Source organism: Pseudomonas maioricensis (assembly GCF_022790535.1).
Taxonomy (GTDB): Bacteria; Pseudomonadota; Gammaproteobacteria; order Pseudomonadales; family Pseudomonadaceae; genus Aquipseudomonas; species Aquipseudomonas maioricensis.
In genome coordinates, this window is sequence record NZ_LOHG01000013.1 from 123985 (window position 1) to 146393 (window position 22409).

20 protein-coding genes are annotated in these 22409 nt (G+C 56.4%); 7 read left to right on the forward strand and 13 right to left on the reverse strand.

Features of this window, described 5'->3' with window-relative positions; translation table 11 throughout:
• Window positions 1–303: 303 nt before the first annotated feature.
• Both AUC61_RS19860 and AUC61_RS19865 read left to right on the forward strand, forming a co-directional pair.
• Window positions 304–1500: a multidrug effflux MFS transporter gene (locus AUC61_RS19860; RefSeq protein WP_243247863.1), complete on the forward strand. Its 1197-nt coding sequence runs from the start codon at window positions 304–306 to the stop codon at window positions 1498–1500.
• 697 nt (window positions 1501–2197) lie between these two features.
• Window positions 2198–2890: an ArsR/SmtB family transcription factor gene (locus tag AUC61_RS19865; RefSeq protein WP_243247864.1), complete on the forward strand. Its 693-nt coding sequence runs from the start codon at window positions 2198–2200 to the stop codon at window positions 2888–2890.
• Between the two features lie 12 nt (window positions 2891–2902).
• On the opposite strand, the gene AUC61_RS19870 is transcribed toward AUC61_RS19865, so the two are convergent.
• The 3 genes from AUC61_RS19870 to AUC61_RS19880 all read right to left on the reverse strand — a co-directional run bounded on the left by AUC61_RS19870 (window position 2903) and on the right by AUC61_RS19880 (window position 6224).
• Window positions 2903–3856 (reverse strand): adenosine deaminase, encoded by a 954-nt coding sequence (locus AUC61_RS19870; RefSeq protein ID WP_122662557.1) that lies wholly within the window; start codon window positions 3854–3856, stop codon window positions 2903–2905.
• An 84-nt stretch (window positions 3857–3940) separates the two neighbouring features.
• Window positions 3941–4906 (reverse strand): isopenicillin N synthase family dioxygenase, encoded by a 966-nt coding sequence (locus AUC61_RS19875; RefSeq protein WP_243247865.1) that lies wholly within the window; start codon window positions 4904–4906, stop codon window positions 3941–3943.
• Between the two features lie 220 nt (window positions 4907–5126).
• A complete protein-coding gene (locus tag AUC61_RS19880; RefSeq protein WP_243247866.1) occupies window positions 5127–6224 on the reverse strand; it encodes a BMP family ABC transporter substrate-binding protein in 1098 nt (365 codons plus the stop codon).
• A 372-nt stretch (window positions 6225–6596) separates the two neighbouring features.
• On the opposite strand from AUC61_RS19880, the gene AUC61_RS19885 reads away from it, so the two are divergent.
• Window positions 6597–7688, forward strand: coding sequence for a calcium:cation antiporter (locus AUC61_RS19885; RefSeq protein WP_243247867.1), 1092 nt, complete (start codon window positions 6597–6599; stop codon window positions 7686–7688).
• 139 nt (window positions 7689–7827) lie between these two features.
• On the opposite strand, the gene AUC61_RS19890 is transcribed toward AUC61_RS19885, so the two are convergent.
• From AUC61_RS19890 to AUC61_RS19900, 3 genes are all read right to left on the reverse strand, one after another.
• On the reverse strand, window positions 7828–9183 hold the full coding sequence (locus AUC61_RS19890; protein WP_243247868.1) for an 8-oxoguanine deaminase: 1356 nt from the start codon (window positions 9181–9183) through the stop codon (window positions 7828–7830).
• Between the two features lie 256 nt (window positions 9184–9439).
• On the reverse strand, window positions 9440–10126 hold the full coding sequence (locus AUC61_RS19895; RefSeq protein ID WP_279291096.1) for an SDR family oxidoreductase: 687 nt from the start codon (window positions 10124–10126) through the stop codon (window positions 9440–9442).
• Window positions 10127–10145: 19 nt separating this feature from the next.
• A complete protein-coding gene (locus AUC61_RS19900) occupies window positions 10146–10499 on the reverse strand; it encodes a MerR family transcriptional regulator (RefSeq protein WP_243247869.1) in 354 nt (117 codons plus the stop codon).
• A gap of 80 nt (window positions 10500–10579) precedes the next feature.
• Here AUC61_RS19900 and AUC61_RS19905 point away from each other — a divergent pair, with 80 nt between their 5' ends.
• Entirely contained in the window at window positions 10580–10990 is a 411-nt protein-coding gene (locus AUC61_RS19905) for a hypothetical protein (RefSeq protein ID WP_243247870.1), read from the forward strand.
• Window positions 10991–11037: 47 nt separating this feature from the next.
• Here AUC61_RS19905 and AUC61_RS19910 read toward each other — a convergent pair whose 3' ends face one another.
• From AUC61_RS19910 to AUC61_RS19920, 3 genes are read right to left on the reverse strand one after another with little or no spacing between them, the layout of a single operon-like run.
• Window positions 11038–11964: an ABC transporter permease gene (locus AUC61_RS19910; protein WP_243247871.1), complete on the reverse strand. Its 927-nt coding sequence runs from the start codon at window positions 11962–11964 to the stop codon at window positions 11038–11040.
• A complete protein-coding gene (locus AUC61_RS19915; RefSeq protein WP_243247872.1) occupies window positions 11964–13067 on the reverse strand; it encodes an ABC transporter permease in 1104 nt (367 codons plus the stop codon). Before AUC61_RS19915 ends, AUC61_RS19910 begins: the two co-directional genes overlap by 1 nt.
• Window positions 13068–13078: 11 nt before the next feature.
• Window positions 13079–14647 (reverse strand): ABC transporter ATP-binding protein, encoded by a 1569-nt coding sequence (locus AUC61_RS19920; RefSeq protein WP_243247873.1) that lies wholly within the window; start codon window positions 14645–14647, stop codon window positions 13079–13081.
• A 27-nt stretch (window positions 14648–14674) separates the two neighbouring features.
• On the opposite strand from AUC61_RS19920, the gene AUC61_RS19925 reads away from it, so the two are divergent.
• Window positions 14675–15022, forward strand: a complete 348-nt coding sequence (locus AUC61_RS19925; protein WP_243247874.1) for a hypothetical protein — start codon at window positions 14675–14677, stop codon at window positions 15020–15022.
• Between the two features lie 289 nt (window positions 15023–15311).
• On the opposite strand, the gene AUC61_RS19930 is transcribed toward AUC61_RS19925, so the two are convergent.
• From AUC61_RS19930 to AUC61_RS19945, 4 genes are all read right to left on the reverse strand, one after another.
• Complete coding sequence (locus AUC61_RS19930; RefSeq protein ID WP_243247875.1) at window positions 15312–15893, reverse strand: IMPACT family protein; 582 nt, start codon at window positions 15891–15893, stop codon at window positions 15312–15314.
• Between the two features lie 33 nt (window positions 15894–15926).
• A complete protein-coding gene (locus tag AUC61_RS19935) occupies window positions 15927–16589 on the reverse strand; it encodes a TetR/AcrR family transcriptional regulator (RefSeq protein WP_243247876.1) in 663 nt (220 codons plus the stop codon).
• Between the two features lie 110 nt (window positions 16590–16699).
• Window positions 16700–18091 carry a uracil-xanthine permease family protein gene (locus AUC61_RS19940; RefSeq protein WP_243247877.1) on the reverse strand — a complete coding sequence of 464 codons (1392 nt, stop codon included), beginning with the start codon at window positions 18089–18091 and terminating at the stop codon, window positions 16700–16702.
• 264 nt (window positions 18092–18355) lie between these two features.
• Window positions 18356–19276 carry a LysR family transcriptional regulator gene (locus AUC61_RS19945; protein ID WP_243247878.1) on the reverse strand — a complete coding sequence of 307 codons (921 nt, stop codon included), beginning with the start codon at window positions 19274–19276 and terminating at the stop codon, window positions 18356–18358.
• Between the two features lie 127 nt (window positions 19277–19403).
• Between AUC61_RS19945 and aptA the strand changes: the two genes are divergently transcribed.
• A complete protein-coding gene (gene aptA / locus AUC61_RS19950; RefSeq protein ID WP_122662589.1) occupies window positions 19404–20750 on the forward strand; it encodes an omega-aminotransferase AptA in 1347 nt (448 codons plus the stop codon).
• Window positions 20751–20811: 61 nt separating this feature from the next.
• Window positions 20812–22305, forward strand: coding sequence for a CoA-acylating methylmalonate-semialdehyde dehydrogenase (locus tag AUC61_RS19955; protein ID WP_243247879.1), 1494 nt, complete (start codon window positions 20812–20814; stop codon window positions 22303–22305).
• The last annotated feature ends 104 nt before the right edge of the window (window positions 22306–22409 follow it).

Consider the following 22409-nt stretch of genomic DNA (forward strand, 5'->3'; position numbering starts at 1 on the left):
AGGAAATGCATTTCAATCCAGTAGGTTGCATGTTGTTTGATGAAAGCCGGGCTTGCCCGCGATAAAAGCACCCCGATTACCCAGACAGATTCCGGTGACTGTATCGCGAGCAAGCTCAGCTCCCACGGGAATTGTGTTTGCATGCCAGCATAGAGCCTCCCACAGGTTCTGCGGCATCGCGTCAATGGTGAGATCCCAAAGGTCAGCACCTGAAACTTTTTGAAGTAATTACCTTCTCCTGACACTCAGCCTCTGCAGGCGCGGTTAAACTGTCTGGCTGCACGAGCACTGTCTGGACGCCTCATGAACCTTCGTACCATCCTGATTCTCGGTGCGCTTAGCGCCTTCGGCCCTTTGGCCATCGATTTCTACCTGCCTGGTTTCCCGGCCATCGCCCTGGCGTTTGGCACAGATGAGAAACACGTTCAGCTCACCCTGGCGTCTTACTTTCTGGGGCTTTCCATTGGTCAGCTGGCTTACGGGCCGGTGGCTGACCGCTTTGGCAGACGAGTTCCGCTGCTGTTTGGTGTGACGCTGTTTACGCTGGCTTCATTGGCCTGCGCATTCGCCCCTAATCTGGAATGGTTGATAGGCGCACGCTTCGTTCAGGCTCTGGGCGGTTGCGCGGGAATGGTGATTGCCAGGGCGATTGTCAGCGACAAGTGCGACGCTGTGCAGTCAGCCAAAGTTTTCTCGCAATTGATGCTGGTGATGGGGCTGGCCCCGATCCTTGCACCCATGCTTGGCGGGTTACTGGTCAACCTCTATGGCTGGCAGTCCATCTTTATCAGCCTGACAGCCTTCAGTGCGCTGGCTTCGCTGGCCGTGGCACTCGGGTTACCAGAGAGCATGCCAGCCAGCCATCCGCGTCAGCCTCTGGCAGGGGCCCTGACTCAATACCGCAGTTTGTTGGGTGATCGCATTTTCCTTGGGCATGCGTTGACGGGCGGTATTGCCATGGCCGGGATGTTTTCCTATATCGCAGGCTCGCCTTTCGTATTCATCAAACTTTATGGCGTACCCGCTGAGCATTATGGGTGGTTGTTCGGTACCAACGCGGCCGGCTTCATTCTGATAGCACAGCTCAATGCACGGCTGGTAGGGAAGCGAGGGCCAGCGTTTCTGTTGTCACGGACTATCTGGATCTACCTCGCCGCAGCCCTGGTACTGCTGGCAGTTACAGGCTTGCGCACCGAACAACTCTGGCCCTTGCTAGTGCCGTTGTTCATCTGTATCGCCAGTCTGGGCTGCATCATCCCCAATGCCTCGGCCTGCGCAATGAACGGCCAATGGGCTCGCGCCGGAAGCGCGTCTGCGATGCTGGGTTGCCTGCAGTTCAGCGTGGCGGCGGGTGCTGCTGCAATGGTTGGCGTGCTGCACGACGGCACCGCCGTACCCATGGCGCTGGTGATCAGCACGTGTGGCGCGCTGGCGGTCAGCATTTCGGTACTGACCCGCCGCTTGCAGAACCAGCGCGAGACATTGAACCGCCAGCCCTGATGTTGAGGCTCCCGCGAATGTTTCGCGGGAGCTTACTCACTGATAAGTAGTCCCCACCGCAAATGCTGATTAATTAACGGCCCATTAAGTGTGGGTGTGGCTATTTGTCGGATGTAAATAATAAGCCAGGCAGTCTCGGTTTATATTCCTTCACTGTTTTGCTGTTGTTGGCTACATGTTTAGTGGATTTGTCCTACGGATATTTCGGAAAATGACGAGCGTAAATATGATTGATGGTAACTAGCTGCGAACATGAGCTCTACTAATTGTCTTATTTTATTGAGCGTTTTTTGGTGTCATAGCTGTAGGAAAATGCCTTGTGCAGCGTTGCGGATTTTCTTCTTGAGGAGCGGAAAGCCTTTGTATCTGGGGTTTAAGTGAGTCATTTTTGATTTTTTCAGAAGTTGTCTAGCCGTAAAAGCTTGGGCTAGGTTAGTCAAAAGGGACTGGATCACGTCGGGGTGATGAGTTTTTTGCCTGATAGGGTGAAAGGTTCCAAGGCTTATACTGGCTATCCGCATTTGGATTCATGGTTGATGTCGGGAGGGGCGGGCAGTTAGATGCTGTTGGTCACTTGAGGACCGCTGTTTCACTGGCTCATTACGGCTTCGAATTTGGCGGCGTGGCTTCTTGATTACAACTTGATTGCTGCCACCATTTCATCGCGATAGATGATGTTTCAACAGGGAGTGAACATATGGAATATGCACCTTGCATCAGTCACGTTGCAACACTGCTGGCTGACCCGAAGCGTAGTGCAATGATTTGGGCCTTGATGGATGGAACTGCTCGACCCGCCAATGAACTGGCTCTGCTTGCGGGCCTGACGACATCATCGGCTGGTGCCCATTTGGCACGCCTGGCGTCTGGCGGGCTGTTGAAGCAGGAGGTGCGAGGCCGCAAACGTTTTTTCCGTTTGGCGGGGCCACAAGTAGCGACAGCCCTTGAAGCGCTGGCATGTGCCTCTGTTGTCAGTACTGCGCAGATCAACCGGAATGTGGCGCAACCTTCGTCTTCTATGCCATTGAGGGAGGCCCGTATCTGCTGTGATCACTTGGGGGGAGACATGGCCGCCGAGCTTTATCAACGGCTTCTGGGGGCGGGGTGGATCGAACAACAGGAGCAGCGGGTCGAGGTCACCAGCGTAGGTATGGCAAAGTTTGCCGAGCGTGGGATTTACATACCTGCGCTTGCACTTCGTCAGCGCGAAACGGTCTGTGCCTGTGCCGACAGGGGCGAATTCACTCCGCACCTGGGCGGTGCGCTGGGGGCAGGGTTGCTGCAGCTTTTCATTCAGATGGGCTGGTTACGCACGACTGAAGAGTCCAGCACCCTGCAGGTGTCATCCAGCGGGCAGCGCGAGATCGACAAGATCGCGGCTGCCGCGTGACGTGCGATCAGATCAAGGCTTGATCAGGCGAGCATCCAGACTGTTTTGCGCCAGACGTTTTGCCTGGTCTTCAGTCATGCCCAAATGGGTATACAGCGCATGGAAGTTCTCGGTGACATAGCCGCCGAAATAAGCTGGATCGTCGGAATTCACCGTGACCTTCACGCCACGCTCAAGCATGTCGAGAATGTTGTGCTTTGCCATGTCATCGAAGACGCAGAGCTTGGTGTTCGAAAGCGGGCAAACAGTCAGCGGGATCTGCTCGTCGATAATACGCTGCATCAGACGTTCGTCTTCGATTGCCCGTACACCGTGGTCAATACGCTGGATTTTAAGCAGGTCCAGCGCTTCCCATATGTACTCCGGCGGACCTTCTTCGCCAGCATGAGCTACGGTCAGGAAGCCTTCGTTACGCGCACGATCAAAAACGCGCTTGAACTTGCTGGGTGGATGGCCCATCTCCGAGCTGTCCAGACCCACGGCGACGAATGCATCGCGAAACGGTAGCGCCTGGTCGAGGGTTTTTTCCGCTTCCTCCTCGCTCAAATGACGCAGGAAGCTGAGGATGAGACCACTGCTGATACCCAGTTTCGACTGACCGTCTTTCAGGGCGCCAGTGATGCCGTTCAGTACGACTTCAAACGGTATACCCCGGTCGGTATGGGTTTGCGGATCAAAGAAGGGCTCGGTGTGAATCACGTTCTGGGCCTTGCAGCGCTCCAGGTAAGCCCAGGTCAGGTCGTAAAAATCCTGCTCGGTACGCAGTACATCTGCGCCCTGGTAATAGAGGTCGAGGAATTCCTGCAGGTTGTTGAAGGCGTAAGCTCCGCGCAGGGCCTCGACGTCATTCCACGGCAGCGCGATCTTATTGCGTTCGGCGAGTGCAAAGAGCAACTCGGGCTCCAGAGAACCCTCCAGGTGCAAGTGCAGTTCTGCCTTTGGCAGGGCGTTCAACCAATCGTACATGTGCTTTTCTCATCAGGTGCAGATGGCCGGCATTCTACAGAAGCATGGCTTCTTGAGGTCAAAACCTGACCAAGCGGTTCAAATTTACCCAGCCTCCTGCTCTCGTCGGTACGCATAGGTATCGGCAAAACGTGACAACAAGAACTCAGAACAGGTGGTTGCAGGATAGCGTGCGGGCCTGGTTTCGCTTTGGCAGCCGGGCAGGCATTCAATCCGGGTATCCGGGTTGGGCTCGACGAAAAACGGCATCGAGTAGCGGTCGACACCCAGCGGGCTGACAACCCGGTGTGGCGTAGACACGTACCGGTCGTTGCTCCAGCGCGCCATCATGTCACCAATGTTGACCACGAATGTACCGTCGATGGGGGGCGCATCGATCCATTGCCCGCGCACGTCGCGTACCTGCAAACCTCCGGCAGAATCCTGATGCAGCAGGGTAATGCAGCCATAGTCAGTATGTGCCCCTGCACCTTGTTGCTCGGCACTGGTAGCGGTATGGCGCGGCGGGTAATGGATAAAACGCAGCACGCTGACCGGAGCGACAAAGCGTTTGTCGAAGAAGTCACGCTCGATGTCCAGCGCGACAGTGATTGCCTGAAGCAACTTCTGCGCGAGGGCCTGCATGTCTAAATAGTGCTGTTCCATCAATGCTTCCCAGCCGGGCATGGCTGGATGGCGATTGGGGCCGCGCAACGGTTTTTCAGCGACGACCTCCGGATGATCGGCGGGCAAATGAAAGCCCATGTCGAAGGTTTCCTTGAGATCGCTCGGTATATTCGGGTCCAGCTGTTCGGTCGCAATAGCGCCATAGCCGCGATGATGGCGGCTTTGGGTGATGTCGATCTTGAGTTTTTCAGTTTGTGGCAGGGCGAAGAATTGCTGCGCCGTGCCCACCACTTGTTCGATCCGCTCGGCGCTGATCGGGTGGCCTTTGATGTAGAAAAACCCCCACTCCCGACAGGCCTGGTCGATTTGCCGGGCAATGGCTTGCCAGGCGATTTGGTCATCGCTGTAGAGCGGGGCGATGTCGATGATCGGGAGTTGGTTCACGGTGTTTGTCCTGATACAGATTATTCAGCTTGTGATGACCCCTGTAGGAGCCATCTATATAACTAACTGGTAAGCCTGAGTTTCTATAGGAGCGAGCTTGCTCGCGATAGTGTCAGTTCAGGCGATAAAAACGTCGACCAATAAACCGGATCGCGAGCAAGCTCGCTCCTACAGGGTCTTGCCTGCTGCGCGACAGCGCTGTGTCAGGGAAGAAGAGCGCTTACTTCGGCAATTCCGCCTTGATGCCTTCAACGTAATAGTTCATCGAAGCCAGTTCTGCATTGGTCGCCACTTTGCCAGCCGGAATTTTCACTGCACCGGTCTGATCCTTGATCGGGCCTGTGAACGGGTGGAACTCGCCGCTCTTGATGTCGGCAATGATTTTCTCGGCTTCAGCCTTTACGTCCGCAGGCACGATATCGCTGATCGGCAGTTCAACCGTGCCTTCCTTCAGGCCGCCCCAGTAATCCTGAGATTTCCAGGTGCCATTAATTACGCCTTCAGTCGCCTGAATGTAGTGCGGTCCCCAATTATTGACGATGGAGGTCAGCACTGCTTTCGGGCCGAAGTGAGCCATGTCCGAGGCATAACCCACTGCGTAGACGCCGCGACGTTCAGCTGTCTGGATCGGCGCCGGGCTGTCGGTGTGCTGGAACATGACGTCCACACCCTGATCGATCAACGCGTTGGCAGCATCAGCTTCTTTGCCCGGATCGAACCAGGAGTTGACCCACACGACTTTGATCTCGGTGCCGGGGTTGTATTTGTTCAATGCCAACTGGATGGCATCGATATCACGCAGTACTTCCGGGATCGGGAACGAAGCGACGTAACCGACTTTTTTGGTCTTGGTCATTTTTGCCGCCAGGAACCCCCCGACGTAGCGACCTTCATAGGTGCGCGCCAGGTAGGTACCCATGTTCTTGTCTTGCTTGTAGCCGGTCGCGTGTTCGAAGGTCACTTTCGGGAATTGCTTGGCAACCTTCAGCGTCGGGTTCATGTAACCAAACGAAGTGGTGAAGACCAGATCGTAGCCACCCTTGGCCATGTTGCGGATCACCCGCTCGGCGTCGGCGCCCTCCGGCACGTTCTCTACATAGCTGGTAGTGACCTTGTCGCCCAGCGCTTCAACCATGGCTTTGCGACCTTGCTCATGTTGATAGGTCCAGCCGTGGTCGCCAATTGGACCGATGTAGACGAAGCCGACTTTCAATGGATCTGCTGCGGATGCGAGCAGGCTAGAGCCCAGTCCGACGACAGCAGCCATAGCGCACAGCAATTTTTTCAGGGGGCGACGCGGGTGAGTGGTGGAGTGCATCGGGTCTAGCTCCTTTTGGTCTTGTTGGCACGGCCGTCTTAGCGGGTTGCTCCAGCAATGCAAAAAACTGACCAACTGGACAGTTAATGACAGGGCTTCATCTGTAATAGGTTTTCCCGCGATACAGACGACACCGGACGGTGCATTCCAGCCCAACGTTGCTGCTAACTGGTGCGCCCATGATCTGTAGGAGCTGCCGAAGGCTGCGAATGACAACGTGTCAGGCAGATCGCTTCGCAGCCTTCGGCAGCTCCTACAGGAATGCGCGACGTCAGATCTCACCCATTTTGAAACCTTTGCTTACACTCAGCACTCTCAACGCCTTGAACGCGTTATCCGGACGGTTCATGTGTGAAGGTTTAAAGGCAGGTAATGGGCTCAATACTCAAGCAAGAAAAATTTCTCCTGCTGGCGATTCTGGCAACGTTCGTCGCTTACCCGTTTGAGCACTGGTTCCTCAACAACGGGCAGGGCATTGCGCTCACAGCGGGCATTGCGCTGGTTGGATTTATCGTCTGCGCATCATTGCGCGTGGCTCACCATGCCGAGTTGCTTGCTGAAAAAGTCGGCGACCCCTACGGCACCATGATCCTCACCCTTTCGGCGGTGCTGGTGGAAGTGGTGATCCTGGCGATCATGATGAGTAACGAACCGTCGCCAACGCTGGTGCGGGACACGATTTACTCGGCGGTGATGCTCGACATCAACGGCATCCTGGGCCTGGCTGCCTTGATGGGTGGTATCAAGCACGGCGAACAGTCCTATAACGACGATTCAGCACGCACCTACAGTGTGATGATTCTGACCGCGATGGGCGTTTCCATGGTGGTGCCTGAGTTCATCCCCGAAGGCGACTGGAAGATGTATTCGGCGTTCACCATTGGCGCGATGATCTTGCTCTACACCCTGTTCCTGCGTATGCAGGTCGGGCCGCACAGTTACTTCTTCAGCTACAGCTATCCGGAGAAAAAGAAGCGCAAGGACCAACCGGAAGTGCAGAGCGAGCCCGTCAATCTGACGCTTTCGATCGGTACGCTGGTGCTGGGTGTGGTTGTCATTGGCGCGCTGGCCGAAGTGATGTCCAAAACCGTCGACCTGGGCCTTGAAGGCACAGGTGCACCACCGGTCATGACTGCGATTCTGGTGGCGGCTATTTCTGCCGCGCCCGAAATTCTGACGGCCTTGCGTGCTGCGCTGGCAAACCGTATGCAGTCCGTGGTGAACATCGCTCTGGGTGCATCACTGTCGACGGTGATCCTGACCGTACCCGTCATGGAAGCCATGGCGCTTTACAGCGGCCAGCCGTTCCAGATGGCGATGACGCCAGTGCAGACGGTGATGATTTTCATCACCTTGCTGGTGAGCGCTATCAACCTCAATGACGGTGAAACCAACGCGATAGAGGGCATGACCCACTTTGTGTTGTTCGCGACATTCATCATGTTGTCGTTGTTGGGGTTGTAGCTACTTACACTGCGCTACTGTGCTGTAAACGAATGATCTGTAGGAGCGCACGAGCACCGCGAGGCCGCGATAGCGGTGTATCAGGCAGGCCGCCATCGCTGCCTCGCGGTGCTCGTTAGCACTTACAGGAATGTGTCCATCAACCGCGAATCAACGCTCGCGCTGCCTGGCTGTGATCGGCAATCAAGCCCTTCAAGTCCAGGCCCTCCACCTGCCCATCAATCACTCGCCACTGGCCGCCAATCATGACCCGATCGGCGTGATCGGCACCGCACAGTAGCAGTGCCGATACTGGATCATGGCTGCCGGAGAAACGCAGTTCATCCAGTTTGAACATCGCCAGATCCGCCTGTTTGCCGACTGCCAGTTCGCCGATGTCGGTTCGGCCGAGTAACTGCGCAGATCCTTTAGTGGCCCAGCCAAGCACGAGCTCCGGGGTGATTTTTTCTGCTCCGTAACGAAGGCGTTGCAGATACAGTGCCTGCCGCGTTTCGAGGATCATGTTCGAGGCGTCGTTGGAGGCCGAGCCGTCCACACCCAGCCCTAGCGGAGCGCCTGCTGAGATCAAGTCCAGTGTCGGGCAAATGCCGGAGGCCAGGCGCATGTTCGAGCTTGGGCAGTGACAGACACCTGTTCCAGCCGACCCCAGTCGGGTGATTTCCTCAGGGTTGAAATGAATGCCGTGGGCGAGCCAGGTGCGTGGTCCCAGCCAGCCGACGCTTTCCAGGTAATCGACAGTACGCAAGCCGAAGCGCTGCAGGCAGAAGTCTTCTTCATCCAGAGTTTCGGCCAGATGGGTGTGCAGGCGGACATCCAGTTTGTCTGCCAGATCAGCGCTTGCACGCATGATCTCGGGCGTGACCGAAAACGGGGAGCAGGGTGCCAGGGCGATCTGTATCTGAGCGCCTGCGCCGCGCTGGTGATAGCGCTCGATCAAACGCTGGCTGTCTTCAAGAATAACCTCTCCCTGCTGCACGGTTTGTTGCGGTGGTAACCCTCCGTCGTCCACACCCAGGCTCATCGAGCCTCGGGTGAGCATCGCGCGCATTCCCAATTCACGGACGCTCTCAACCTGCACATCGATGGCGTTTCCCAGGCCGTCGGGAAACAGATAATGATGATCCGCCGCTGTGGTGCATCCCGACAGCAGCAACTCGACCAGCGCAACTTTGCTGGCCAGTGCGAGTTTCTCTGGAGTCAAACGCGCCCAGACGGGATACAAGGTTTTCAGCCACGGAAACAGCGGCTGGTTGACCACTGGAGCCCAGGCCCGCGTGAGGGTTTGATAAAAATGGTGATGAGTATTAATCAAGCCCGGTAGCAGCACATGCTCGCGGGCGTCGAACACTTGATCGCAAGGGGTCGACGGTAACTGACCAGCGCCAAGTAGTTCGGCGATGACGCCATTTTCAATGACCAGGCCGCCTCGGGCATCGAGGTCGTTGGCAGTGAAAGCGGCAAGGGGATTTTTCAACCAGATACGGATCGCGGGCATTGTGCCGGCTCCTCTGAAAGACAGGTTCAGGTTAGCCAGCTCAGTGTTGCCCTGTCTGCTGATCCAGGGTCGCCGAAGTTTTGCAGCGTCGGCGAGGCCGGGATTCTACCTGTGAATCCCGGTAGCAGCCAACTTGTTGGCGAGAGTGTTATACGCGGTGATTCAAGTCTGCCGCCTCGCGAACAAGTTCGGTCCTACCGGTTAGCGCCGCGTCAGGCAGGAGGCAACTTGTTGGCGAGAGGTTCTAATAGTGACTTCACCACGGAATGGTTTCGCCCTTGTAATCCACAAAATAATGCCCGCCTTTACCGGCGTAAGCATCGAGTTGTTCCACCAAACCGAGAGTGCTGGTTTCAACATCGATAGCCGCACTTTCGCCACCCATCTCGGTTTTGACCCAGCCCGGGTGCAAGGACAAAACAGTGGGGCGAGGTTCCGGCAGCTGCAGCACGAAACTGTTGGTCAGGGAGTTCAGGGCCGCTTTGCTCGCTTTGTACAGCACGGCATCTGCACCATCCGGGCAGGTAACGCTGCCAAATCTGGAGCTCATAAAGGCCAGGACACCCGTGTCAGGGGCTATTTGCGGGACAAGACGCTCCGCCAGGCGGATAGGCGCAATGGCGTTGGTGAGGAACAGTTGTGCCAAGTCAGTTGTAGTCACCTGCTCGGCGCTTTGCGGCTTGGGTCCCATGATCCCGGCGTTGATGACCACTGAATCAAAGACCTGTCCTTGCAGCGTGTTTTTCAAGGCATCGAGAGAGGCGACGTCATCCATGTCGAGGGTTTCGATGCGGACGCCAGAGATGGCTTTGAGGTCAGTCGCTTTTTGTGGGTCGCGAACGGTGGCAATGACCTTCCAGTTTTGTTCAGTCAGTCGTTTGACCAGTCCCAGACCAATGCCGCGAGAGGCGCCGATGATCAGTGCAGTTTTTTGAGCGGACAAAATTTTCTCCTGAATAGCGTTATGAGGGATTTAGCGGGCAGCTTTGGCCCAGCCGGTCCTGTAATTCGTTGCGCAATTCGCCGAGTTCGGCGATGCGGGTTTCGACTAGTGCGAGTTTGTCCCGCAGTAGCTGAGTAATCGCCATATCGGGTGCCGGTGCTTTCCAGAGTTCGGCAACGCTATGGCCGATTTCGTTCAGGCTGAAGCCCAGACGCTGTGCGGTTTTGATGAACTGCACCAGTTGCACCATCTCTGCAGGATAGTGACGATAGCCATTTGCGCTGCGTTGCGCGGCAATCAAACCGCGCTGCTCGTAGAACCTCAGCGTGTCGCGGCTGACGGCGGTGGCTTGAGCGAGTTCACCAATGCGCATATTTCCGTTCCCTGGGATTGACCATGGAGCGTACTCCAGCCTTTAGCCTGTTGGAACATTCAATCAACAGGAGAGATTTCATGTGGCAACCGCAACACTATCAACATGTGGTCCGGGCTAGCGGCTGGTACGACCTTATTGTTACGGCAGCGTTTGTCACGCCCTGGAGTTTCGTCGCGTTGCATGGGCTTTTATCCGGCTTGAGTCAGGCCTGGAATCTACCTGGCACGCTGCCACCGTTCGAACCCATGCATATGTTGATGGCCAATTTGCTGGGGTCGATTGTGTGCGTCTGGTCAGTGCTGCGGATCCGCGATCCGCAAAGGGTTTTCGGACGTTATGACGCGGTAGGTCGACTGCTGTTCGCGACGTGGCAGGCCTATGCCCTGATGCACGGTGCAACTTGGTTGCTGGCGGGATTTCTGATCATGGAGTTGATGTGGGCGGTGTTGCAGTTATTACCGGTCCGCTCGATTAACAAGCAACTGTAGGAGCGCCACCCCGGTCGCTCCTACAGCCTCTTTTTTTCAGCGCTGCTTTAGTGCCCCGCCTGCCAGGGCTGCCCTAGCGAAACCGGGGCGTAAAGCCGGGTGCGCAGGGCATTGCGCGATAGCAGCACCAATACAACGATGGTCGCTACATACGGCAGCATCGCCAGCAGATTGGACGGGATCGCCAGGCCGATACCCTGAGCAACCAAATGCAGGATGCTGGCGAGGCCAAACAAGTACGCGCCCAACAGCAGACGCCATACTCGCCAACTGGCGAATACAACCAAAGCCAAGGCGATCCAGCCGCGGCCGGCGCTCATGTTCTCTGCCCACATCGGTGTGTACGCCAACGACAGATAGGCACCCGCCAGGCCAGCCATTGCGCCGCCGAACAATACTGCCAGTGTTCTCACCCGCAAAACGGGTAAGCCCATGGCGCTGGCCGCGTCCGGGTTTTCGCCGACTGCCTGGATAATCAGGCCCACGCGGCTTTTCAGCAGTGCCCAGGCCACCAGCGCAAACAGTGCAAAGGACAGGTAAACCAGAATGTCCTGAGCGAACAGCATGCGACCAATCAGCGGGATATCGCTCAGGTAGGGGATCATAATCGGCTCGAAACCTTGCAGGGGTTTACCCACCCAGGCAGCGCCAACGAAGCTCGACAAACCCACGCCAAAGATAGTCAGTGCCAACCCTGTTGCGACCTGATTGGCATTGAAAACCAGTGCGACCACTGCGAACAAACTCGATAGCAGCATGCCCGCCATCATCGCCAGTAACACCCCGAGCCAAAGATTGCCGGTGCTCAGGGCAATAATGAATCCGATCACTGCCCCGAACAGCATCATGCCTTCCTGCCCCAGGTTGAGGACGCCGCTTTTTTCGCAGATCAGCTCACCCAGTGCAACCAATAGCAGTGGCGTTCCGCAGCGCACCATGGCAAAGAAAATATTGCTCAGCAGATCGATATCCATCACACGGCTCCCGTGGCAACGGGTGCCATCTGACGTTTTGCCCAGCGCGCTTTCAGGCGTGGGCGATAAAGGATCAACACATCACAAGCCAGCAGGAAGAACAGCATCATGCCCTGAAACAGTTGAGTGATCGCTTGAGGTAAGTTCAGCGCCATCTGCGCGTTTTCGCCGCCCAGGTACAGCAGCGCCATCAGCAAGCTGGCGAACAAAATACCGATTGGATTGAGGCGGCCAAGAAAAGCCACGGTAATCGCTGCGTAGCCATAACCCGGCGACACTTGCGGGACCAGTTGACCAATCGGGCCTGCAACTTCGCTGACCCCGGCCAATCCTGCGAGGCCGCCGCTGATCAGCAAGGCAAGCCAGACCAGACGTTTTTCCCGAAACCCAACGAAACCTGCAGCGCGCTTATCCAGCCCCAGTACTTTGATCTGAAAACCGACGAAGCTGCGTTGCAACAAAACCCAGACGGCAACCAGTGCCAGCAAGGCGAAGTACACGCCCGCATGTACGCGGCCATCTTCGGTGAGCAAGGGTAAGCGGCTGGCGTCACCGAACATTGCCGACTCCGGAAAGTTCATCCCGGCCGGGTCCTTCAGCGGCCCATGTACGAAAAACAAAAGGAGGTTCAGCGCGATGTAATTGAGCATGATGCTGGTCAGGATTTCATTGGCGTTGAAGTGGGTGCGCAGCCACGCGGTCAAGCCCGCCCACGCCGCGCCACCGAGTGTGCCAACCAGCAGGATAAGCACGAGCGCCCAGCGGCTTTCCATCTCAATGATGTTGACCGCCAGTGCACTACCCGCCAGTGCGCCCATCAACAGCTGGCCTTCGGCACCGATGTTCCAGATCCGCGCTTGATAAGCCACCGCCAGACCCAGCGCGCAGAGCAGAATGGGCAGCGCCTTGACCATTAATTCGGATACGCCATACCAGTCGCTAACCGGTGCAATCAGCAAAGTATGCAGAGTGAGTAAAGGGTTCAGGCCCAAGGCGATAAACAGTAATGAGCCGCAGATGAGGGTCAATACGGCGGCCAGCAGTGGTGAAAACCACAACATGGCTCGTGATTGTTGCCCGCGCGGTTCCAGAGAAAGCAGCATCGGAAACTCCGTTAATTAAGCGCGGCGGCTTGGAATTGAGGTTGAGTGTCAGGCGGTGCATCGAATTCACCGGCCATCCAGCCGCCGACTTGCGCGGGCGAAGTCTGCCCGGTCGCCACGAGAGGGGAGAGCCTGCCGCTGCTGAGTGCCGCAAGGCGGTCGCTTATCTGGAACAGTTCGTCGAGGTCTTCTGATATCACCAGAATTGCGGCGCCGGCATCGCGCAAGGCAATCAGCGCGCGATGAATCGCTGCAGCGGCCCCCACATCGACTCCCCAGGTCGGGTGCGCGGCGACTAACAGCTTAGGGTTCTGCAGGATTTCGCGGCCCAGAATAAATTTTTGCAGGTTACCGCCAGACAGGCTGCGAGCTGGAGCTTGAGCGTCGGGTGTCTTCACTGCGAAGCGTTTGATGATTTCATCAGCCAGGCTTCGGACTTTGCCGCGCTGGATCAGGCCATTACTTACCAGACCCTGCTGAAAGGCGGTCAGCAGCGCGTTGTCACTGAGGCTCAAATCCGGAACGGCACCGTGGCCCAGTCGTTCCGCCGGAACAAAGGCCAGGCCGTTTCTACGGCGCGCATCCGGACGCAGATGACCAATGTTGGCACCTGCGAACCGGATACCAGGGGACAGCGTATGGCTCAGCGTTTGTTCGCCGCTGAGCAGTGCGAGCAGTTCGTCCTGGCCGTTACCTGCCACACCTGCGATGCCGACGATCTCGCCGCTGCGCACTTCAAGGTCGATGTTGACCAGGGAACATCCGAAGGGGTCCGGGTTATGCCAGGCGAGCTTTTCCACTTGTAGAAACGGCTTGTGGCCTGTGACTTTTGGATACTTTGCGGTCAAGCCTTCAGCGTCACCGACCATCAAGCGGGCGAGCTCCAGATCAGAGCACTGGGCCGGGATGCAATGTCCGGATACCTTGCCACCCCGCAGCACTGTCGCGCTGTGGCACAAGGCCCTGACCTCACCCAGTTTGTGGCTGATGAAAAGAATGCTACAGCCTTCCTCGGCCAGACGCCGCAGGGTGACGAATAGTTCGTCGGCCTCCTGCGGAGTAAGCACGGATGTAGGTTCATCGAGAATCAGCAGACGGATGTCCTGCATCAGGCAGCGAATGATCTCGACTTTCTGCCGCTCGCCGATCGACAGGCTGTGGACAAGTCGTTGCGGCTCGACCGCCATGCCATAGCGCTGTGAAACTTCGCGAATTTTTGGTTCCAGTTGTCTGGGGGTGCCAGCCGCGCTGCCCATCGCCAGCGCGATGTTCTGCGCGACTGTCAGGGTTTCGAACAACGAGAAATGCTGGAACACCATGCCGATGCCCAAGCTTCGGGCCTGGGCTGGATTGCGCATTTTCAGAGCCTGCCCCTGCCAGACGATCTCGCCTGAGTCAGGCTGCGTTACGCCGTAGATGATTTTCATCAGGGTGCTTTTGCCTGCGCCGTTTTCGCCGAGCAAGGCGTGGATTTCCCCAGGCGCAATATTCAGGTCAATTGCATCGTTGGCCAGGCAGCCGGGATAGCGTTTGCTGATGGCACGAAGTTGCAGGCGTGCGGGCGTCACAGGGTTTGGCATGACAGGCTCAAGGTAAGGGGATCGCTCGTGGATATAGCAATTTCCTGGCCAGGCAGTCAGGTTTTTTCAGGTGAACTTGAAAATGCTTGTAACTACTGTGTCGTAGCAACTCTAGCTCAGCGTTTGTCAGGGATTGAAACCGGATTGGAAGCTTCTCAAAGCACCAGATCGGGGCATGTTTCTGGTGACATGGCGCAATATCGCTCAGCCGGATTGAGCGAAAAACATACAATCATTGTCTGGGCAGGCTGCTTCGGCGTCGCCGAGACCCTTGCACCTGTTATCCACAGGTTGTTCCACAGGAAATGTGCGCAAGCTCAAAACATCGATATAAGCCGCTACTCGTTAGTTGCTACGGGCGATAACGGGTCGTAAAGCGCTGTTTTAAAGAGGCTTTTGTCGTTATAAGGCCTATTTGTGTAAAAAATGATCGGCGGGCTGAAAGCCAGATGCTACAAGGCTTACAGCCGCATGTGCTCAGCTTATCCACAGTCGGATGCACAGTAATTGTGTGTAGGGCCGACGGTTGCGCTCCCACGACATCGCGGAGATTCTGTGGGAGCTGAGCTTGCTCAGCTCCTACAGGATTTGCTTCGCATGTCAGCTTGTCGACACACAGAGAGTCTTCCGAATGAGCCTGTATGTGGTGCGCGACAACTCGGTATCAGTCAGTTAAAACAATCCGCCCCCGGCTCAAATCCGCCAACTGCCGCTGTAGGGTTTCAACCTGTTCAGGTCCAACCGCAATCGCAAGCTCCACTCCATTGGCGGTGAAGTCTTCGTTCTTTACCAATCCGTTCAGCTCGGCAAGCCGCAGCTTTACCAGGGCCAATTCGCTGAAGCTGCAGGACAAATTGAGTTGTACGCGAGTGATCAGAGGCAGGCGTTCCGCCTGTTGCAGGCATTTGTTTGCTCCGCCACCGTAGGCTCGGGCGAGGCCGCCGGTACCCAGTTGAATGCCGCCGTACCATCGAATCACCAGAACCACGACCTGATCGAATTCCTGAGCCTCGATGGCTGCCAGAATCGGTCGGCCCGCCGTGCCACCAGGTTCACCGTCGTCATTGCTACGGTATTGATCGGCCAGTTTCCACGCCCAGCAGTTATGGGTTGCGTTGAGGTCGCTGTTCTGCTCGATAAACGCTTGTGCGTCAGCGGCGCTAGTGATCGGCGCGGCAAGGGTAATAAAGCGGCTCTTGCGAATCTCTTCGCGAAATTCACAAGGGCCAACCAGAGTAAAGGGCATGCGTGGGTTCCAGCTGTAAACAGATTGCGCCAGTTAAGCGCCTGGAGGCGTCAGGCCGCAACCCTTGAGAATGATGCGAATGAGATTATCGCCCGCAACTTCCATATCTTGCTTGGTCAAGCGGGTACGTCCGGTCACCTGGCAGATTTGCGTGGCAAAGTCGGCGTAATGTTGAGTGCTGCCCCACAGCAGGAAAATCAGGTGGACCGGATCCACCGGGTCCATTTTGCCTGCATCGATCCACGCCTGGAAAACCGAGGCTCGGCCTTGAAACCAGGCCTGGTAATCCTGGCTGAAGTATTGGTTAAGGCATTCGCCACCGCTGATGATCTCCATCGCGAAGATTCGAGAAGCCTGAGGCTGGCGGCGAGAGAACTCCATCTTGGCTCTTATGTATTGGCTCAGCGCCAGCGCCGGGTCGTCCTCGACGGTAAGGTTGTTGAAGGTGCTGTCCCACAGTTCGAGGATGTTGCTGAGTACTGCAACGTACAGCCCGAGCTTGTTAGTGAAATAGTAATGAAGATTGGCCTTGGGTAGCCCGGCGTTCAGCGCAATGGTATTCATGCTGGTGCCTTTGAAACCGTGACGAGCGAATTCATCTTCCGCAGCTTTGATAATGGCCTCTTCATTCTTCTGACGAATGCGGCTTGCCGGTTTTATGTTGTGAGTACTGTGCGCTGGGACTTCAAGGATCATGGGGCAGTTCCGGACAGATCATGGGGTGCAATGCTGAACAGATAACGCAACCCTGCTGATCCGACAAGTGTCGACAGGGCAAAGCAATAAGCGCTCGGCATCGTCAGGATTCAATGCGTCGATGGTTCGCCTTCGGTTGCAGATTTTGTACCGGCGACGCTGGTCTTGTCCTCCGGCAGTAGAAGGCACATGACAATGGCGGTGATGCCACCGCTGGTAATCGCCGAGTCAAACAGGTTTTGTACCAATTTAGGCAGATGATGCAGCAGTGCCGGTTGCGCGGCGATACCCAGGCCGACACCAAATGAGGTCGCGATAGTCAGCATGCTGCGTCGGTCCAGCGGAGCCTGGGCCAGAATACGTACGCCCGCAGCCGCAACGCTTCCGAACATCACCAGCGTCGCGCCGCCGAGAACCGGTTTGGGGATCTGCTGCAGTAATGCGCCAATGGTCGGGAACAGCCCGAGCATGAACAGCACTGCGCCGATGTACAGGCCGACATAACGGCTGGCCACACCGGTGAGCTGAATGACCCCGTTGTTCTGCGCGAAAGTAGTGTTGGGAAATGCGCTAAAAGTCGCGGCGATCATGCAGCTGACTCCATCGCCCAGCACGCCACCTTTGAGCCTGGCGATGTAGCTCGGGCCGCTGATAGGCTTTTTGGCGAGCATGCAGTTGGCTGTCAGGTCGCCCACTGTTTCGATGGTGCTGATCAGATAGATAAGCGCGACCGGCAGGAATGCGGTCCAGTCAAAGGCAAAGCCAAACCGGAATGGGACGGGGACGCTGATCAGGGGTAAGTCACTGACGGCGTGAGGGACTAGCTTGCCGCTGAACCACGCCGCCAGGCTACCAACAGCGAGGCCAATGATAATTGCCGACAAACGTATCCACGGGATATTCGAGCGGTTAAGCAAAATGATCACGGCCAGCACGAAGCCGCCAAGTGCCAGATTCAGTGGCTCGCCGAAATCAGGCGCATTGAAGCCTCCGCCAAGGTCGGTCACGCCGACCTTGATCAGGCTGACGCCGATCAGGGTAATCACGATGCCGGTCACCAAGGGCGTGATGACTCTGCGCAGTTGGCCAATAAAGCGGCTCAAGACAATCTGCACCAGCGCGCCGAAGAAACAGACGCCGAAGATCATTGCCAGAATGTCTTCAGGGCTACCACCGCGTTGCTTGACCAGAAAACCAGCGGACAATACGGCACCGAGGAAGGCAAAGCTGGTTCCTTGCAGGCAGATCATCCCTGCACCAATGCCGAATGGCCGACGTGCCTGGATGAAAGTACCTACGCCTGAAACCATTAACGCCATGCTAATCAGGTAAGGCATGTACGCCCCCAGGCCGAGCGCCGAGCCGATCACCAATGGCGGTGTGATGATGCCGACGAAGCTGGCAAGCACATGCTGCAGCGCGGCCAGTGTCGCCGGTAATGGTTTGGGGCGATCATCCAGACCATAAATGAGATCGCTGCTGGGTGAGGCGTCGGGCTGCATGTCGTGCTCTCAATGGGCGTCTGATACATCCACTGTGCAAAAAGCTGTCCAAGTGCTCAGGAATTTTGAGGGCTAGTGTTTAGCGAATACTTGTAGTCGCACCTCGGTGTCCACGGCACGGCGCTGTCGCGCAGCAAACCCAGAGCTGTAGGAGTGAGCTTGCTCGCGATTCGATCTCATGGTCGAAGAATTCATGTGATGAATTGACGCTATCGCGAGCAAGCTCACTCCTACAGGTCGTGGGTTTGCCGCTGGGCAAATGTTTCAGCGTGTAGCAGCCAGCGTCTGCAGAAAGCTCTCCAGCACCAAATGGGGGCGGCGTCCTTTGCGGGTTACTGAAACAAGGCTCAGGTCATAAAAACGGGAGGAGGGCTTCAATGCCCGCAGTCGGCCCTGTTGTACCCAAAAGCTTGCGTAGTGGTCGGGCAGGTAGCCGATGTAGCGACCCGTCAGAATCAGAAAAGCCATGCCTTCCCGGTCAGATGCGCTGGCCGTGCAGTTGAGTGCCTGATAATGGGCCTGAATGTCCGCAGGGAGTCTGAATGTCGGCGCAATGGCGTCCTGTTCAGCGAGTCGTTCATCATCCAGCGCAGCGTCTTCCATATAGAAGAGCGGATGACCCACTGCGCAGTAAAGCAACGACCGTTCGCTGTACAGCGGCTGATACTCAAGCCCTGACAAGGCGCTGGCCTGAGGCACAACGCCGACGTGCAAGCGTCCATCGAGCACGCCTTGTTCGACTTCATTGGGAGCAATCATGCGGATGTTGATGTGCACGTCAGGTCCGCGCTCTTTCAACTGGGCGAGTGCATGGGTGATGCGCATATGAGGCAGGGTAACGAGGTTGTCGGTCAGACCGATGTTCAACTCCCCACGTAAATGCTGGTGCAGTCCGTTCACTTCGGTGCGGAAGCTTTCCAGCGCACCCAGCAGCTGTAACGAAGACTGATAGACCTCTCGACCTTCTTCGGTCAACGAAAAACCGGCGCGACCTCGTTGGCAAAGGCGCAAGCCTAGCCGCTGCTCAAGATCGCTCATTTGCTGACTGATAGCTGAGCGGCCTATGCCTAGCGCGCTTTCAGCGGCGGAGAATCCGCCTGATTCGACTACGCTTCGAAAGATGCGCAGCAATCGAATATCAAAGTCGCTGACTTGTGCCAGTGGATCGGGACGACGACTGCTCATAGTTTAGTAATCGGCTAACTAAAGATCGTAAAAGTTGAGTTTTCACGACTTTATCCCCGTGGCACCGTAGCTGCATCAAGTATTTGCATCCCGTCTACCGCCCAGCGCCCCAGCGAGGTCCGTTTCGATGAACAGTTTCGAGTCGTCCGAGATGTCTATTGCCAGCCAATTGAAGCTTGATGCTCATTGGATGCCTTACACAGCCAATCGCAATTTCCAGCGAGATCCACGTCTGATCGTTGCGGCGCAGGGCAGTTACCTGACAGATGACAAGGGTCGCAAGATCTACGATGCATTGTCTGGTCTGTGGACCTGTGGGGCGGGTCATACGCGCAAGGAAATTCAGGAAGCCGTTTCCAAGCAACTGGGCATTCTGGATTACTCCCCGGCGTTCCAGTTTGGTCATCCGCTGTCTTTCCAGCTTGCGGAGAAAATCACCGAGCTCACACCCGGTAACCTCAATCATGTTTTCTACACCAACTCAGGTTCTGAGTGCGCGGATACCGCAGTGAAGATGGTGCGGGCTTACTGGCGGCTGAAAGGCCAGGCGACCAAAACCAAAATGATCGGACGTGCCCGCGGTTACCACGGCGTGAACGTTGCGGGTACCAGCCTGGGTGGGGTTAACGGCAACCGTAAAATGTTTGGCCAGTTGATGGACGTGGATCATCTGCCCCATACCTTGCTGGCCAGCAACGCTTATTCCAAAGGCATGCCGGAGGCTGGCGGTATCGCGTTGGCTGATGAAATGCTCAAGCTGATCGAGTTGCATGACGCGTCGAACATTGCAGCGGTTATCGTCGAGCCGATGGCTGGCTCAGCGGGTGTGATTGTTCCGCCTCAGGGTTATCTCAAACGCCTGCGTGAAATCTGCGACCAGCACAACATTCTGCTGATCTTCGACGAAGTCATCACCGGCTTTGGTCGTACCGGATCCATGTTCGGTGCCGAGAGCTTCGGCGTGACGCCTGATCTGATGTGCATCGCCAAGCAAGTCACCAATGGCGCGATTCCGATGGGGGCAGTGATTGCCAGCAGCGAAATCTATCAGACGTTCATGAATCAACCGACGCCTGAGTACGCCGTTGAATTCCCGCATGGTTATACCTACTCGGCACACCCTGTTGCGTGTGCGGCCGGTATCGCGGCGCTCGATCTGCTGCAACGGGAAAACCTTGTACAGCAGGCGGCCGAAGTGGCGCCTCATTTCGAAAGCGCGCTGCATGGCATCAAAGGTACGAAGAACGTCGTCGACATTCGTAACTATGGTCTGGCTGGTGCTATCCAGATTGCTCCACGCGATGGCGATGCAATCGTGCGACCGTTCGAGGCAGGCATGAAGCTCTGGAAAGCTGGTTTCTATGTTCGTTTTGGCGGTGACACTTTGCAGTTCGGACCAACCTTCAACAGCAAGCCGCAAGACCTGGACCGTTTGTTCGACGCGGTGGGCGAAGCGCTGAATCAGGTCGACTGACCAATCTCTTCTATATAGATGACGGGCGCGGAGTTGTTCGCGCCTGCTTTGGAGTCATTTCATGAGCACCATCCAACACTTGATCGATGGCCAACTGGTCAGCGACAACGGTCGCACTGCTGACGTGTTCAACCCGTCGACTGGTCAGGCTATCCATAAGGTTTCACTGGCCAGCCGCGAAACCGTGCAGCAAGCCATCGATTCGGCCAAGGCAGCGTTCCCGGCCTGGCGCAATACGCCACCGGCAAAACGTGCACAGGTTATGTTTCGCTTCAAGCAACTGCTGGAGCAGAACGAAGGCCGCATTGCACAACTGATCAGTGAAGAACACGGCAAGACGCTCGAAGACGCTGCGGGTGAGCTCAAGCGTGGTATCGAAAACGTCGAGTACGCTTGTGCGGCTCCTGAAATTCTAAAGGGTGAGTACAGTCGCAACGTCGGCCCGAATATTGATGCATGGTCCGATTTCCAGCCTCTAGGTGTCGTTGCCGGTATTACGCCGTTCAATTTTCCGGCCATGGTCCCGCTGTGGATGTACCCCCTGGCGATCGCTTGCGGCAACTGCTTCATTCTCAAGCCTTCAGAGCGCGATCCAAGCTCTACGTTGCTGATCGCACAACTGCTGCACGAGGCTGGTTTGCCCAAGGGAGTGCTCAATGTCGTTCATGGCGACAAGGCTGCGGTGGATGCACTGATCGAAGCGCCGGAAGTCAAAGCGCTCAGTTTTGTGGGCTCAACGCCAATCGCCGAGTACATCTATAAAGAAGGCGCTGCACGTGGCAAACGAGTGCAAGCGCTGGGCGGCGCGAAAAACCATGCGGTGCTGATGCCGGATGCAGATCTGGACAACGCCGTCAGTGCCTTGATGGGCGCAGCTTACGGTTCGTGCGGTGAGCGCTGCATGGCGATTTCAGTTGCCGTGTGTGTGGGGGATCGGATTGCCGATGCTCTGGTAGCCAAATTGGTGCCTCAGATCGCTTCGCTGAAAATTGGCGCCGGTACAACGTGTGGTCTGGATATGGGGCCTCTGGTCACCGGCCAGCATCGCGACAAAGTAAGTGGCTATATAGAAGACGGTGTGCAAGCGGGCGCCAAGTTGGTCGTTGATGGTCGTGGCTTGAGTGTTGCTGGTAATGAAGACGGCTTCTTTATGGGCGGTTGCCTGTTCGATCAGGTGACGCCAGAGATGCGTATCTATAAAGAAGAGATCTTCGGCCCGGTGCTGTGCATCGTACGGGTTGCCAGTCTTGAGCAGGCCATGCAACTGATCAATGATCATGAATACGGTAATGGCACCTGCATCTTTACCCGTGACGGTGAAGCTGCGCGTTTGTTCTGCGACGAGATTGAAGTGGGTATGGTTGGGGTTAACGTGCCTTTGCCTGTGCCGGTTGCCTACCACAGCTTCGGCGGCTGGAAGCGTTCGCTGTTCGGCGATCTGCATGCGTATGGTCCTGATGGCGTGCGGTTCTATACGCGTCGCAAGGCAATTACCCAGCGGTGGCCGCAGCGTGCAAGCCATGAAGCTTCGCAGTTCGCCTTTCCCAGCCTATAAGTAGTCGTCTTTAAAAGAGGGGGAGCCGCCAGGCTCCCCCTGTGTTTCAGGGCGTTTCAGAAAGATATGACACTTTAGTGAAATTAAGGGTTGACGGCCTCTCG

Coding starts and splice junctions, on each gene's coding strand:
- AUC61_RS19900 (WP_243247869.1), bottom strand. CDS start 10,499: ATGCGCATTGGTGAACTCGCTCAAGCCACCGCCGTCAGCCGCGACACG.
- AUC61_RS19905 (WP_243247870.1), top strand. CDS start 10,580: ATGTGGCAACCGCAACACTATCAACATGTGGTCCGGGCTAGCGGCTGG.
- AUC61_RS19955 (WP_243247879.1), top strand. CDS start 20,812: ATGAGCACCATCCAACACTTGATCGATGGCCAACTGGTCAGCGACAAC.
- aptA (WP_122662589.1), top strand. CDS start 19,404: ATGAACAGTTTCGAGTCGTCCGAGATGTCTATTGCCAGCCAATTGAAG.
- AUC61_RS19910 (WP_243247871.1), bottom strand. CDS start 11,964: ATGGATATCGATCTGCTGAGCAATATTTTCTTTGCCATGGTGCGCTGC.
- AUC61_RS19865 (WP_243247864.1), top strand. CDS start 2,198: ATGGAATATGCACCTTGCATCAGTCACGTTGCAACACTGCTGGCTGAC.
- AUC61_RS19945 (WP_243247878.1), bottom strand. CDS start 19,276: ATGAGCAGTCGTCGTCCCGATCCACTGGCACAAGTCAGCGACTTTGAT.
- AUC61_RS19890 (WP_243247868.1), bottom strand. CDS start 9,183: ATGCCCGCGATCCGTATCTGGTTGAAAAATCCCCTTGCCGCTTTCACT.
- AUC61_RS19935 (WP_243247876.1), bottom strand. CDS start 16,589: ATGATCCTTGAAGTCCCAGCGCACAGTACTCACAACATAAAACCGGCA.
- AUC61_RS19870 (WP_122662557.1), bottom strand. CDS start 3,856: ATGTACGATTGGTTGAACGCCCTGCCAAAGGCAGAACTGCACTTGCAC.
- AUC61_RS19880 (WP_243247866.1), bottom strand. CDS start 6,224: ATGCACTCCACCACTCACCCGCGTCGCCCCCTGAAAAAATTGCTGTGC.
- AUC61_RS19915 (WP_243247872.1), bottom strand. CDS start 13,067: ATGCTGCTTTCTCTGGAACCGCGCGGGCAACAATCACGAGCCATGTTG.
- AUC61_RS19940 (WP_243247877.1), bottom strand. CDS start 18,091: ATGCAGCCCGACGCCTCACCCAGCAGCGATCTCATTTATGGTCTGGAT.
- AUC61_RS19885 (WP_243247867.1), top strand. CDS start 6,597: ATGGGCTCAATACTCAAGCAAGAAAAATTTCTCCTGCTGGCGATTCTG.
- AUC61_RS19860 (WP_243247863.1), top strand. CDS start 304: ATGAACCTTCGTACCATCCTGATTCTCGGTGCGCTTAGCGCCTTCGGC.
- AUC61_RS19930 (WP_243247875.1), bottom strand. CDS start 15,893: ATGCCCTTTACTCTGGTTGGCCCTTGTGAATTTCGCGAAGAGATTCGC.
- AUC61_RS19920 (WP_243247873.1), bottom strand. CDS start 14,647: ATGCCAAACCCTGTGACGCCCGCACGCCTGCAACTTCGTGCCATCAGC.